This window comes from Amycolatopsis sp. FU40 (genome assembly GCF_021903635.1).
Taxonomy (GTDB): Bacteria; Actinomycetota; Actinomycetes; order Mycobacteriales; family Pseudonocardiaceae; genus Amycolatopsis; species Amycolatopsis dendrobii.
The window spans coordinates 1323253-1336347 of record NZ_CP091381.1 but is presented as its reverse complement, the minus strand read 5'-3'; the positions used below and the strand labels follow the sequence as shown (position 1 = coordinate 1336347).

The 13095-nt window shown below is 69.7% G+C and carries 16 protein-coding genes; 9 read left to right on the top strand and 7 right to left on the bottom strand.

The genetic code is table 11. The features are described 5' to 3' along the window. Positions 1 to 63 precede the first annotated feature (63 nt). From L3Q65_RS07405 to L3Q65_RS07380, 6 genes are all read left to right on the top strand, one after another. Complete coding sequence (locus L3Q65_RS07405; RefSeq protein ID WP_182891714.1) at positions 64 to 621, top strand: hypothetical protein; 558 nt, start codon at positions 64 to 66, stop codon at positions 619 to 621. 54 nt (positions 622 to 675) lie between these two features. Then, a complete protein-coding gene (locus tag L3Q65_RS07400; protein WP_237599161.1) occupies positions 676 to 1086 on the top strand; it encodes a phage holin family protein in 411 nt (136 codons plus the stop codon). After that, positions 1083 to 1403, top strand: coding sequence for a DUF3618 domain-containing protein (locus L3Q65_RS07395; protein WP_237599160.1), 321 nt, complete (start codon positions 1083 to 1085; stop codon positions 1401 to 1403). Before L3Q65_RS07400 ends, L3Q65_RS07395 begins: the two co-directional genes overlap by 4 nt. Further along, positions 1397 to 1672: a DUF3040 domain-containing protein gene (locus L3Q65_RS07390; RefSeq protein WP_182891717.1), complete on the top strand. Its 276-nt coding sequence runs from the start codon at positions 1397 to 1399 to the stop codon at positions 1670 to 1672. The genes L3Q65_RS07395 and L3Q65_RS07390 overlap by 7 nt, the downstream gene beginning before the upstream one ends. A gap of 77 nt (positions 1673 to 1749) precedes the next feature. After that, positions 1750 to 3540, top strand: a complete 1791-nt coding sequence (locus L3Q65_RS07385; RefSeq protein WP_237599159.1) for an APC family permease — start codon at positions 1750 to 1752, stop codon at positions 3538 to 3540. Between the two features lie 213 nt (positions 3541 to 3753). Beyond that, positions 3754 to 4902 carry a M48 family metalloprotease gene (locus L3Q65_RS07380; protein WP_237599158.1) on the top strand — a complete coding sequence of 383 codons (1149 nt, stop codon included), beginning with the start codon at positions 3754 to 3756 and terminating at the stop codon, positions 4900 to 4902. Between the two features lie 47 nt (positions 4903 to 4949). Here the strand turns inward: L3Q65_RS07380 and L3Q65_RS07375 are convergent, their stop codons facing one another. Both L3Q65_RS07375 and L3Q65_RS07370 read right to left on the bottom strand, forming a co-directional pair. Continuing rightward, positions 4950 to 5309, bottom strand: coding sequence for a darcynin family protein (locus L3Q65_RS07375; protein WP_182891720.1), 360 nt, complete (start codon positions 5307 to 5309; stop codon positions 4950 to 4952). Between the two features lie 16 nt (positions 5310 to 5325). After that, complete coding sequence (locus L3Q65_RS07370) at positions 5326 to 6207, bottom strand: NAD(P)H-binding protein (RefSeq protein WP_237599157.1); 882 nt, start codon at positions 6205 to 6207, stop codon at positions 5326 to 5328. A gap of 101 nt (positions 6208 to 6308) precedes the next feature. On the opposite strand from L3Q65_RS07370, the gene L3Q65_RS07365 reads away from it, so the two are divergent. From L3Q65_RS07365 to L3Q65_RS07355, 3 genes are all read left to right on the top strand, one after another. Further along, a complete protein-coding gene (locus L3Q65_RS07365; RefSeq protein WP_237599156.1) occupies positions 6309 to 7244 on the top strand; it encodes a LysR family transcriptional regulator in 936 nt (311 codons plus the stop codon). 106 nt (positions 7245 to 7350) lie between these two features. Beyond that, on the top strand, positions 7351 to 7704 hold the full coding sequence (locus L3Q65_RS07360) for a hypothetical protein (protein ID WP_182891723.1): 354 nt from the start codon (positions 7351 to 7353) through the stop codon (positions 7702 to 7704). A gap of 122 nt (positions 7705 to 7826) precedes the next feature. Beyond that, on the top strand, positions 7827 to 8453 hold the full coding sequence (locus L3Q65_RS07355) for an SRPBCC family protein (protein WP_182891724.1): 627 nt from the start codon (positions 7827 to 7829) through the stop codon (positions 8451 to 8453). A gap of 116 nt (positions 8454 to 8569) precedes the next feature. Here L3Q65_RS07355 and L3Q65_RS07350 read toward each other — a convergent pair whose 3' ends face one another. From L3Q65_RS07350 to L3Q65_RS07330, 5 genes are all read right to left on the bottom strand, one after another. Then, the gene (locus L3Q65_RS07350; protein ID WP_182891725.1) at positions 8570 to 8998 is read right to left on the bottom strand and encodes a MarR family winged helix-turn-helix transcriptional regulator; all 429 of its coding nucleotides are present in this window, start codon (positions 8996 to 8998) and stop codon (positions 8570 to 8572) included. After that, on the bottom strand, positions 8995 to 9408 hold the full coding sequence (locus L3Q65_RS07345; RefSeq protein ID WP_182891726.1) for an SRPBCC family protein: 414 nt from the start codon (positions 9406 to 9408) through the stop codon (positions 8995 to 8997). Before L3Q65_RS07345 ends, L3Q65_RS07350 begins: the two co-directional genes overlap by 4 nt. Positions 9409 to 9469: 61 nt before the next feature. Further along, the gene (locus L3Q65_RS07340; RefSeq protein WP_237599155.1) at positions 9470 to 10108 is read right to left on the bottom strand and encodes an HD domain-containing protein; all 639 of its coding nucleotides are present in this window, start codon (positions 10106 to 10108) and stop codon (positions 9470 to 9472) included. Positions 10109 to 10211: 103 nt separating this feature from the next. Further along, on the bottom strand, positions 10212 to 11165 hold the full coding sequence (locus L3Q65_RS07335) for a GlxA family transcriptional regulator (RefSeq protein ID WP_237599154.1): 954 nt from the start codon (positions 11163 to 11165) through the stop codon (positions 10212 to 10214). A gap of 151 nt (positions 11166 to 11316) precedes the next feature. Beyond that, on the bottom strand, positions 11317 to 13017 hold the full coding sequence (locus L3Q65_RS07330; protein ID WP_237599153.1) for an APC family permease: 1701 nt from the start codon (positions 13015 to 13017) through the stop codon (positions 11317 to 11319). Positions 13018 to 13095 lie beyond the last annotated feature (78 nt).

Sequence of the window (13095 nt, the reverse complement as noted above, 5' to 3'; positions counted from 1 at the left end):
CGCCTCCCGGGCAGTTTCTCCTCCGCCCGCCCGGGTAACCGGAGGCTCGTGGAAGGAGCCGACATGCCAGAACCGTTCCCGTCCGACCCGGTCCGCGCGGAAGGCCCGCCGCTGGTCGCGGCAGGCCGGTCCGGCGCGCCCCGGCTGATCGTGCTCGATCCGGCCGGCGCGGCCAAACACGACGGCCTGCCCGCCACCTGGCGTCCGCTCGCCGAGGACCACGAGATCCTCTGGTACCGGATCCCGGTCGAGGGCGCGTGGCGCGAAACCGCGGAAACCCTTGCCGCGCCGGAGCGCAGCGACCTCGTCACGAGCGGACCGCTCGCGGCCGAAGCCTTGCAGCTGGCTGCCGAGCATTCGGGGTCGCTGCGGTCCGTCCTTCTGGTCGACCCGGCCGCCGAAGGCGTGATCAGCCCCGGCGACGCCGCGGTCGCCGACGAAGCGTGGCTGGTCCAGCACGACGCCGAGATCGCCGCGCTGCGCGAGGCCGGCGTCGAAGTCGAAGTGCTGGCGCACAGTCGCGACGACCCGGACGACCAGGTGCCTAGCCCGCTGCCGCTTGGCCACGACTGGGTCGTCGACGCGCTCCGCGAAGCACTGGCCGAGCTGGAATCACGCTGACCCGTTTTGCCGCCCACCTGCCGGGTACGCCTGCAAGAAGGAAGGGAGGAAGCCGTGCTGGAGGAAATGAACCGGACGCCCGCGCGCGAGAAGTCCACCGCGGATCTCGCGGCCGATCTGACCGCTTCCATCAAGCGCCTGCTCCAAGACGAGTTCCGCTTGGCCATGGCCGAGCTCCAGACGAAGGGGAAACGCTTCGGCATCGGGGCCGGGCTCGTCGGCTTCGCCGGAGTGCTGGCGCTCCTCGGCGGCGCGACCCTGATCGCCGCCGCTGTGCTGGCCCTGGCGCTCGTCGTGCCCGGCTGGTTGTCCGCGCTGATCGTCGGAGGTGCGTTGCTGCTGGTCGCGGGGCTCGCGGCGCTGGTCGGCGGCAAGGAAGCGAGCCGCGCCGCGCCGGTGGTGCCGGAGGAATCCGTCGAGCGGGTCCGCGAGGACGTCGAGACGATGAAGCAGGGGCGGTCATGACCGAACGCAAGGTTGAGCAAGCCAAGGCGGACCGGGACGTCACCCGCGAGGAACTGGCCGAGACGCTGGACGCGCTGAGCCAGAAGGTCGACGTCCGCACGCGGGCCGGAGAGAAGGTCGACGCGACCATCGACAAGGCCGCTGAACAGGTCGGGAAAACCGTCTCGGCACCGGCTGCGGAGAAGGTCCGCGCTGGTGCGCGGGCGGTCCGGAGCAACCCGCTCCCGCTGTTCGCGGCGGTCTTCGGCGGAGTTTTCGTGCTGCGCTTCCTCATCCGCCGTCGGCACGCGCACCGGAAGCAAGGTGACGCATGCTGACCGACCGGGAACAGCGTGCACTGAACGAAATCGAACGAGGTTTGTCCGCCACGGATCCGCGGCTCAGCGCCAAGCTGGCCCGCGGATCCGGGCGTCGGCGCCGCCGCTCCGCGCTGGAGGTGCTGGCGATCGTCACCGCCGTGGTGCTGATCGCGACCGGGGCGTTCGACTCGCGACCAGGTATGATCGTGGCCGGGGTGGTCGCGCTCGCCGTGCTCGTGGGCGGGCCGTTCGCGGTGCGGCACTGGAAAGCCGGCTCCTCCCGGTGACCCGTGTTCGCTGGATCACTGTCAGGAAACCGTCAACGACCGCCTCGTGAGCGCGTTGCGGGGGCCAGCCTGAGCGGGTGACCGCAACTCTGTCCCGCCCGGAAACGCCGCCAGCCGCCGATCGGCACCGGCTTTCCGTCGTCGGCGGCCTCGCCGCACTGTCCCTCGACGCGATGGCGTCGGTCGCCTACGGACCCGAGGCGATCGTGCTCGTCCTGGCCGTCGCGGGCGGGACAGGACTCGGCTTCACCCTGCCGGTGACGCTGGCGATCGCCGTCTTGCTCGCTGTGCTGACGCTGTCGTATCGGCAGGTCATCGCCGCTTTTCCGGAGGGCGGCGGGGCCTACGGCGTCAGCCGCGCCCACCTCGGCCGGCGCGCGTCGCTCGTCGCCGCGGCGTCGCTGATCGTGGACTACGTGCTGAACGTCGCGGTGTCGGCCGCCGCCGGGGTCGCCGCCTTGACCTCGGCGTTTCCCTCGCTGCTGCCCTGCAAACTGTGGCTCTGCCTCGGCGTGCTCGCGTTGATCACCGGAATCAACCTTCGCGGCATCGCCGAAAGCGCGCGGGCCTTCATTGTGCCGACCGCGGTGTTCGTCGGGTCGATTCTCCTCGTCGTGGTGGTCGGTCTCTTCCGCAGCGCTCCGGCCGCCACTGTCGCGAGCGGACATCTCCAGGCCCTCCAGCCGGTCGGCATCCTGTTGCTGCTCAAGGCTTTCGCCAACGGCTGCGCGGCACTGACCGGCGTCGAAGCAATCGCCAACGCCGTCCCGGCCTTCCGCGAACCGCGGGTCCGCCGAGCCCAGCGGGCGGAAGTCGCGCTCGGCGGACTGCTCGCGGCGATGCTGCTCGGGATCGCTGTGCTGATCGGGAAGTTCTCGATCCGCCCGGTTGACGGTGCGACCGTGCTGTCGCAGGTGACCGCCGCGTCGCTCGGCAACGGTTTCGGTTACTACGTAGTGCAATTCTCCACCGTCATCCTGCTGGCGCTGGCCGCGAACACGTCTTTCGGCGGGCTGCCGGTGCTGGCGCAATTGCTCGCGAAACACAACAATCTGCCGCACGTTTTCGCCCTGCGCGCGGAACGTCAGGTGTACCGCCACGGCGTCGGTTTCCTCGCGATCGCTTCGGCTTCGCTGCTGCTCCTCGCGAATGGCGACATGAACACACTGGTGCCGTTGTTCGCGATCGGAGTGTTCGTCGGTTTCACGTTGTCGCAAACCGGAATGGTGCGGCATTGGTTCCGTTCGCGCCCGCGCGGCTGGCGCGGAAAAGCCGCGCTCAACGGTTTCGGCGCGCTGCTCACCGGAATCGCCGCGATCGTGGTCACGGCGTCGAAGTTCGGCGAAGGCGGCTGGCTGATCGTGGTCGCGCTGCCGGCGCTCGTGCTGCTGATGGAATGGGTCCACCGCACCTACCGCCGCATCGGCGAGCGCCTCGAACTCGGGCGCGTCCCTCCCCCGCCGCGCCCCAACCGGTCGCTGGTGGTCGTCCCGGTCCACACGGTGTCCCGGCTGACCCGCGACGCGCTCGCCGCCGCGCTTTCGCTCGGCGACCACGTCGAAGCTGTCCACGTAACGCATCCCGAGGAAGAAGCGGCCGCGCGCGAATTCGTCGAAGCGTGGGAACGGTGGCATCCGGACGTCACGCTGGTCCGGCTGCACGACGAACGCCGCCGTCTTGGCGAGCCGATCGTGGAACACCTGCGACGGCACGGCGGATGCCACGTTTTCGTCCTGGTCGCCGAGGTCGAACCGGAACACGTCTGGCAACGCGTCCTGCAAAACCGCCGCGGCGCGGTGCTGGCCCGGGCGCTGCGCCGCCGGTCCGACGCGGTCGTCTGCCGGATGCGGTTCCGGGTCGGGGCTTAGCGAAGCGCATTTCGTCCCGTTTTCCCGGATGCCCGGTTCGCCGGGGCCGTTACCGCGGTTGCCCGATAGTACTTTCGGCCGATGTCCGCAGGGCGAAAACCCGCCGAAAGGCGTGGGCCATCCCGGGGTTCTTTCCCTCGCCCCGGTTTCCGCGCCCAAGATCGTCTTAGGGTTGGGCGTACTTCGTGATCTTGAAACCGGAATGAGGGGCCCATGCGAAAACGGACCAGGATTCTCGGCAGAACGCTCGCCGCGGCGGGCACCCTCGCGGCGCTGACGGTGGCCACCGCCGTACCGGCGACCGCGGCGCCGCAGGCGAAAGCGGCCGAGCCGACGTCGGTCGAACAGGACATCGCGCAGCTGTACCAGGACGTCGAAGACCTCTACAACGGGCTGCCCGCGAACGCGCTGCGCGGCGTCGACCCGCTGTTCGACTCGCCGGTCAAGCGGCCGGGCCAGCAGGCGCACGCCGCGCAGGGCCCGATCCCGGGCTGCACCGAGGGATCGCTGCTGACCTACGCGAACAAGCTCGCTTCCTCGCTGAACCCGACCGAGGCCAAGGCGCTCAGCGCGCTGAGCGCGATCGGCCAGCTCTACACCCAGGCCGTCGCCAGCGACAAGACCCCGCAGGTCTTCGGCACCGACGGCCAGTACACGCCGCGCGCCGGCGCGACGATCGACAAGCTGCGCGGGTTCTGGGACATCGAAAGCTGGAACATCCAGCTGGTCGCCTGGAAGGGCACCGACCTGGGCAGCCAGGAACGCACCACGCAGACGTTCAAGCTCGGCCTCGACCCGAAGCGGGCCGCGGAAGCGGGCGCGCTCGCGACCAAGGTGCTCTACGAGGTCCCGGCGCTGCAGGGCGGCCGCCACCCGCTGCTGACCCTGAACGCGTTCTCCGCCCCGGCCGACAGCCTCGGCGGCAAGCGCATCATGCTCGGCGACGGCCTGCTCGACGTGGTCAACCACCTCGGCTTCGACGACGTGTCGGTGGAAGCGGTCGTCGGCCACGAGTACGGCCACCAGGTCGACTTCGCGCACGACAACTACCCGCGCGACGAATCCGGCGAAATGGGCCCGGACGCCTACGGCGGGTACTTCGGAGCGCACGCCAAGGGCGAGGCCTGGAACGCCCGCACCCAGCAGGAGGTCACCTACCTCGACGCTTCCATCGGCGACTGCTACCACAGCCACGGCACCCCCGACCAGCGCAAAGCCGCCGGCGCGTGGGGCGAGAAGCAGGCCGTGAGCCAGAACAACCCGAACCGGATCATCCCGTCCGCGAAGATGATCGAGAAGTTCCAGAAGGAGTATCCGAAGCTGATGCCGCCCGCCGCGGCGGCACTGGCCGCGGCGCACTGAGCACCGCTCGCGGGCCCCGTCTTCCGGGACGGGGCCCGTTCGCGTGCTCAGGTGGCGATGGTGGCCAGCGGGTCCAGGCCGTACGTGCGGGCGTAGCCGTTCTCAGTGCCGACCAGCAGGTCGACGATCTCGAAATACCGGTCCCAGAACGGGGTTTCGCGCAGCGCGTCGATCAGGAGCTGGTAGGCGTGGTGGTCGTCGGCCTCCCAGACCCAGACGTCGGTGACGCGCGCGGAGTAGAACTCGGTGTCGTAGAACCGGGACCGGACGCCGGCGGTTTTCGCCTCGATCGCCGGGACGACCTGGGCGGCGAACGCGTCCGCCCGTTCCTCCGGGGTCAGCGCGAGCCATTCCGGCGTGGTCTTGACCAGCAGGAACGCGGTCACCGGCGGTTGTTCGTCGGACATGGGAAATCCTTGCCGGTCAGGCGTCGAAAGCGGGCTTGAGGGTTTCGGCGCACCACTGTTCGAACGTGGTTTCAGACGCGGTTCCGGCGGTGCGCGCGATCCCGGCGTCGAGGCCGTTGTCCTTGGCGTGCTTCATCTCCGCGATTCCGTGGACGAAGTCTTCGTTGAGCCCGTAGCCGATGAGCGTGGTGCGCAGATCGTCCAGCGATTCGCGCTCGTAGCAGACCGGACGGCCCAGCTGCTCGCTCATGATCCGGGCGACATCGTGGGGAGACAAGTCTTCCGGGCCCAGAACCGGAACGTCGGCGAAGCCGGTCCAAGACCGGTCCCGCAACAGCCGCGCAGCGACCGCGGCGATGTCCGCGACCGCGACGAGCGGAGCCTTGCGGTCCGGGTCGAGGACGTCGGCGTAGACGCCCTTCTCCCGGATCGAGTCGACCTCCTCCAGCAGATTCTCGAAAAAGGAAGGATTGGCCAGCGCCCGATACGCGACGCCAGTGCCCGCGATGAGCTCGTCCATCGCGAGCGACGCGGTCACGAGCCCCGCCTGATCGGCGACCGCGGTGCCGCGCCCGAGCGCCGAGACCCCGACGACATGCCCGACTTGGTGCGCGACAAGCGCTTTCGCCGCCGGACCGGTAAAGCCGCTCCAGCCGTCCGCCGGGGCTCGCGACGAATCCGGCGGCACGACCCAGAAAACAGCGTCCGCGCCCGCGAAAGCCCGGTCGACCACCTCAGGGTCGCCGTGCGAACCGGCGACGACCTCGACGCGCTCGCGCACCGGCTCCGGCAGCCGCGCGGGGTCGCGGACGATCACCCGCAGATCCTCGCCCGCGTCGAACAACCGGCTCAGCACCCGGCTGCCGATGTTTCCGGTCGGGGCAGTGATGACGATCATGAAAACCTCCGTTGAGTACGTCCTCGATCCTGCTGAGCGCGGTCGTGATGCCACAATGGGAATCTCGGCACGCAATCTTTGCCTGAACTGGAATTACCTTGGTGAACAGCCTGAATCCGGCGATCGACGCCAACCTCGCCGTCGCTTTGGACGCCCTGCTGACCGAGCAGAGCGTCACCCGCGCCGCCGCGCGCCTGCACACCTCGCCGGCCGCGATGAGCCGCACGCTCGCCCGGTTGCGCCGCATCCTGCAAGACCCGCTGCTGGTCCGCGCCGGGCAAGCCATGGTCCCCACGCCGCGCGCCCAATCCCTGCGCGACGAGGCCGCCGCCGTGGTGCAAAGCCTGAACGCGCTGCTCAGCCCCGGCGCCGTCGTCGACCCCGCGACCCTGCGGTCCGCTTTCACGATCCAAACCGCCGACCTGGTCGGCGCCACGCTGGCGGTCGGCCTCCTGCGACTCACGCGCGAGGAAGCGCCCGGCATCTCCCTCCGCGTCCGAGCCGAGGAGCTGGAGGCTGGTTCAGCCCTCCGCGACGGCCGCCTCGACCTGGAGGTCGGCTCCATCGATCACGTCGATCCCGAGACACAGGTCGAAAAGCTGCTCACCCTGCGCATGGTCGCCGCCGTCCGCCCCGGCCACCCCCTGACCTCGGCCCCCGTGACCCCCGCTCGGCTCGCCGCGGCCGACCACGTCGCCGTCAGCCGCCGCGGCCGATTCACCGGCCCCCTCGACGCGGCACTGGCCGAACACAACCTCCGCCGCCGGGTCCCGATAGTCCTGCCGAGTCACCTGGCCGCGATGGCCCTCGCCGCGCGCAGCGATGCGGTCTGCCTGATCCCCGCGGCACTCCCCGGCGAACCCCCGTCGCCCCTCACTGCCGACGCGACCGCGCTTGGCTTGCGACTTCTCGACATTCCGGTTCCGTTGCCGCCGTTGACGATCGGCATGGCTTGGCATCCGCGGCAGTCCGCTGACGGGGCGCATCGCTGGCTCCGGGGTGCGGTGCGGAGGACCCTTCTCGTCGCGGGCGCCTGAGCCTGGGCTGAAGTTCGCGAAGGGGACCCGCACGGAATCCGGTTCCCTCAGGGGTCTCCGCACGTCCGTTTCCCGGCTAGCCGTTGGCGGTCGGCAGGTTGGTTGCGTGGAGTTCGCAGTCGCCGACGACGACGTGTGGTTCTCCGTCTTCGACATCTTCCCCCAGACCGAAGAGTCCTCCGGCGACGACTTCGTGCGCGAGGTCGAAATCGCCCTGTCCGAGACCGAGGAACTCCACCTCGCCTGGGACACGAGCCACCGCAGCGTCCGGATCCGGTACCGGCGCGAGGCGGACCTCGTCGTCGACGTCTTCCGCGAGCTCGTCACCGTGCTGACGATCGAGATCCGCGAAGCCGGTCCCGTCATCGCGATGGAGTACCGCGCGGAAGGCTGCCGCGGCAGGACGTGCGTGCGAACCCGACCGGCGTTCGCCCTGCCGGACGTCCTCCTCCCAACCTGAACGATCCCCGCGGCTAACGCGCGTTAATACCTTTCACTCTTGCTATTGACCTTCACCAGGGCGGGACTCTATTGTTTCACTAGAGTTAATATCATTAACAACTGTGAACAGGAGAAACGCCCATGCACGCCACCCCCTCGAAGACCGAGCGGACACCGAGCCACCGGACCGGACTGCGGGCTGCCCTGCTCGCGGTCCCGCTGGCGGTCGCCGGCGCGCTGGGCGCAACACCGGCCCAGGCCGCCGCTCATCCCGGCCCGGCATCGCTGACCTGCCAAGGAAAAGGCGTCGACCAGACCGCGAAAGCGCGGCACCGGGCCGAAATCCTCATCCACGCGCCGCTGCGCACGATCTGGGGACTGCAGACCGATGTCGAAGCCTGGACGTCCTGGCAGAAACCCGCCGCGCCGATGACCGTCCGGCGGCTGGATCCCGGACCGTTGCGCAAGCATTCGCGGTTCCAGGCGACCGTCCACGTGCCTTCGGCTCCCCCGAGCACGGTCGTGATCAGCTCCACCGTCCAGCAGATCCACCGCGGAACATGCCTCCGCTGGACCGGCCCCGCCGACAGCGCCGGATACCACATCGACGGCGTGCACGTCTGGACGTTCAGCCCCGTCCGGGGCGGGGTCCTCGTCCGCACCGAGGAAAGCCACCGCGGTCCGCAAGCCGATCCCACGTCCGACATGGGGCTCGAAACCTGGCTCACCGATCTCAAGACCGCCGCCGAAACCCGCCCCTGCGACTGACCGCATGACGCGAGACCGCGGGCTGCCGTGCGACCGGCAGGCCGCGGCGCAGCGCCCGATCGACACAGGCCCCGAGCAGCCTCCGCCCAGACGGCGACCACGTCGCCCCGGCGGAATCACTCCGTGTCCAGCACCGATCGCAACGTCCGCAGCAACGGCCCGGCCTCGGAGCCGAACATCTCCACGTCCACCCGCTCCACCGCGGTCACCGCCCGGCCCGCCAGGTCGCGGCCGTTTTCGGTCAACCGCACCAGTTTCGCGCGCGTGTCGCCGGAGTCGACCGTCCGCGTCACCAGCCCGGCCGCCTCCAGCCGCGCGATCACCTGGGAGGTCATCTTGATGTCGGCGCCCGCCTGCGCCGCCAGTTCCTGCTGCCGAGGCGGCGCACCGTGCGTTTCCATCCACCAGCAGCACGCGAGCAGCACGAACTGGACGTGCGTGAGGCCCAGCGGTTCGAGCGTCTGCCGGATCCGCCGCTGCCACGCCAAAGTCACGTGCCACAGCAGGAAACCCGGACTGTCCCCCGGGCCCGCGAACCGCGTCATCGCGCGGACCGCTCCGCGCTGGCCAGCAAATCGCTCATGGCGACCGGGAAGTCCTCGCTGATCTGCGGTCCGAGCTCCGGACCCGCTTCCCCTTCGATCTCCAGCCGGTGCGTGACGCGCGTGCCTCCGTCCGCGAGCGAGGCGAGCGTGTGCCGGAACCGCAGCACCACCTCGCCGAAGCGCGTTTCGTCTTCGTAGACCTCGTTCTCGGTCAACTCGGTGATGCGCGAACGGAACGTGTCCTGCCCCTGCGGAGTGACCGACAGCTCGGTCCCCTTCTCGAACGGTCCGTGCAATTCGAACCGGTCGCTGCGCTCGCTCAGCGGCGTTCCGCTGTGCAGGGCCCGCAACGCCGCCCACACCGCCTCCGGGCTCGCCGAGGTCTCCGCGCTGTAGTCAGTGGTCCACATGATCGATCCTCCCAGTTAGTCTTCGCAGAGATTATCTCCGCGAAGACTAACTGGCAAGCCTTCACTCCGGCCAAGCGCTGCCCTTGATCATCTCCACGAAGTCCGCCCGCTCGAACTCCGGATCGAAATAGGCGAGCACGTCGGCGTTCATGGTGCCGAACGTCGTGTCCGGACGGCCGGCCATGCCGTCCCGGAACGCACGCAGGATCCGGTTCTTGAAGTCCGGCCGCGGATGCGCCGCGACGACGGCCGCGCGCTGGTCGTCGGCGATCTCGTTCAGGTCGAGGCCGAGCACGTCGGTTTCCACGCCCAGCGTCACCACCGCCACCTCCGGGGCCAGCCGCAGCGGGACGTCCGGCGTCGTGTGCAGGGCGATCGCGAGCCAGACGTTCCGGGCCTCTTCCGCCGAACGGCCGTGGTCGAGGAGGAACGTCCGCGCCGCCTCGGCGCCGTCGAGTTCGAACCGGCGCTCGGAAGTCGCGTATCCGTCGGTGAGCCCCAGGTCGTGGAACAGGCCGCCGACGTACGCGAGTTCCGGGTCCGCCGTCAGCCCGCGTGCCGCGAGTTTCAGCGAACCCCACAGGAAGACGCGCCGCGAATGGTGGAACAGCGTCTCGTCGGCGACGTCGCGCACCAAGTCCGTCGCCTCGCGCGCCAGCGCTGTTCCGGGAATCTCGATCCCGGCGATCACCTCGGACACCACAGACCTCCTAGCGAAAAGCGGGCTTGACCCGAGTCTCGCCCGGCCAGGTCCGCGGCCCCACTGCGAAAACCGACCGCGTGCCCACAGTTCCGGACACGGGTCAGGAGGCCGTGGTCTCGAACCGGGCGCGGTACTGGCTCGGCGAAATCCCCAGGCGCGCCACGAAGACGCGCCGCATCGTCTCGGAGCTGCCGAATCCGGAGGAGCGTGCGGTTTCCGCGACGCCGTGTCCCGCGCCGAGGAGTGCTTTCGCGTGGTCCAGCCGCACCTGCTCGACGTACTTCGCCGGCGTCGTGTCCAGTTCGCTCGCGAACAGCCGCGCGAGATGCCGGGCGCTGACCCCCGCGCGCGACGCCATCGCGGACGCACTGTGGTCGAGCGCGGGCTGCGCCGAAACCAGATCGGTCACCTCGCGCAACGTCGGCGTGCTCGGCCGCGGCATCCGCAGCGGCGCGGAAAACTGCGACTGGCCGCCCGGCCGCTGCATGAACATCACGAGACCGCGCGCGACGGTGCGGGCGAGGTCGGGGCCGTGGTCGTGTTCGACCAGGGCGAGTGCGAGATCGATGCCCGCGGACACTCCCGCCGAGGTGAAAATGTCGCCGTCCTGCACGAAAAGCGCGTCGGGCAGCACCTGGACGTCCGGATGCGCGCGAGCGAGCCGGGCCGCGTGCCGCCAATGCGTGGTGACGCGCCGCCCGGACAGCACGCCCGCCGCGGCCAGCGCGAAGGAACCGGTGCAAATCGACACCAGCCGGCCGGCGCGCGGCGCGATCTCGCGGATCGCGGCGACCAGGTCCGCGGGCACGCCGCGGTCCACCAGCCCGTCCCCGCCCGCGACCACGACGAGGTCCGGATCCGGCGCCTCGGCGACCGGCCCGTCCACCGGCAACCGCACGCCCACCGACGTCTCCGCGGCCGCTCCCGACGGCGACCGGTAGCTGATCGAGTACCCGGCCCCGGCCAGATTCGCCTCGGCGAACACCTCGGCGGGCCCGGTCACGTCGAGCATCTTCACGCCGTCGAACACGACGAAAACCACGCGCGCGCCCATGCTCCCGACCTCCGGGACCCAGCATGGCAGACGGTCAGGCGGACGCGGATCGGAGCGGCCCGAACGAATCCCGCACGGCAGTCACGGTCGTGCACACCGGCAGCGGCGAGCCGTGGGGTGCTCGGTCATGACGGCGCCGGACGGGGCGGGATCAGGCCGCCGGACTCTCGTCCGCCTCCCGGCGCTCAGCCAAAATCTCCCTCACCCGCTCCCCCGGCAACGCACTCCGCAGCGCCAGCGCCATCACCGCCGCCGTCAGCACCAGCGACGCCACCGCGCCCAGCGAGAAGTCCAGAACGCCCAGGTTCCCGGCATGCTTCGAAGCCTCCGGATACGTGCCGAGATAGCTGATCACGGCGAGCCCGGCGAACCACACCAGCACCCACCAGCCGTGCCGGAAGTCCGGTTTCGGCGAGGTTTTCGCGAAGGCCTGGTGCAGCGCGAGCAGGAGATACCCGAAGGCGATGACCACGAACAGTTTCCAGTTCGTGTCCCATCCGGTCCAGTAGATGATCAGGTTGGTGGAGAACAGCGCCAGGAACGCGACCGCCCACGTGCAGCCGCGGCCGAGACGGAACGGGCGGGCGTGGCTCGGCAGCTGGCTGCGCATCGCCAGCAGCACCAGCGGACCGGACCCGAACGACAGGACAGTGCTGTTCGTGACGAACGAAACCAGTTTGTTCCACCCCGGGAAGGGCAGGAAGAAGAAGCAGCCGACGACGAACGCCAGGAAGAGGCTGACCCACGGCACGCCCGCGGAGTTCACCTTCGCGAGCCCGGACGGCGCGTTTCCGTTGCGCCCCATGGCATAGGAGATGCGCGCGGTGACGCCGGTGTAGATCAGCCCGGTGTCGCCGGGCGAGACGATCGCGTCGGCGTACAACAGGGTGGCCAGCCAGCCGATGCCGAGCACGCTCGAGATCGCGGCGAGCGGGCCGAAGGTCGCGAGCACGTCGCTGCCCGCGGTGAAGTTCGCGCCGACGTGTTCCCAGCCCTGTTTGCCGATCGCGTCGGACGGGGCCGCGCCGATGAACGCGATCTGCAGCAGCACGTACAGGATTCCGGTGAGCACGACCGAACCGATGAGCGTGAGCGGCACGTTGCGTTTCGGGTTCGCCGTCTCCCCCGCCAGTTCGACGCCTTGCCGGAAGCCGAAGAACGAGAACGCGATGCCCGCGCTCGCGACCGCGGAGAAGATTCCGTGCGTGCCGTACGGGGCGAACCCGCCGTAGTCCGAGAAATGCCCGGGATGGAACGCGGTCACCAGGAATACGACGATCACCAGCGCGATGACGGCGAGTTTCCACCACACGAGCACGTTGTTGATCCGGGCGAACCAGCGCACGCCGAAGAAATTCACCAGCACGAAGAACGCCAGCAGGAGAATCGAGATCCCGGTGCCCGCCGGGGTGAGCACGGCGTTGCGGTCGGCGTCGAGCGTTTCCAGCCAGGGCAGGTAATTCGTGGCGTACTGGACGACCGCGAGCACCTCGATCGGCGACACCGCGGCCGCCGCTATCCACGTCACCCAGCCCATGGAAAAGCTCGCGAAGGAACCGAAAGAATAGTGCGGGAACCGCGCGACGCCGCCCGAATGCGGGAACATCGTGCCCAATTCGGCGTAGGTCATTCCGATCAGCACGAACATGACCGCGCCGATCCCCCACGACACGATCGCCGCGGGCCCGGCGAGCTGCGCGGCGTTGAGCGCGCCGAAGAGCCATCCGGACCCGATGATCGACCCGACCGCGGTGAACAGCAGCCCGATCGGGCCGAAATGCTTCTTGAGCCGCTTGTCGTCGCCCGCGACGACCGCCGGGGACAGCTGTTCGGTCGTTCCGGCCTCGTCCATGTCGCGGCCTCCTGCCGGGTCGGCGGTCCGCCTCCACTGTCCTCCCGCGACGGCGCGCGCAAAACAAGCGGACATAAG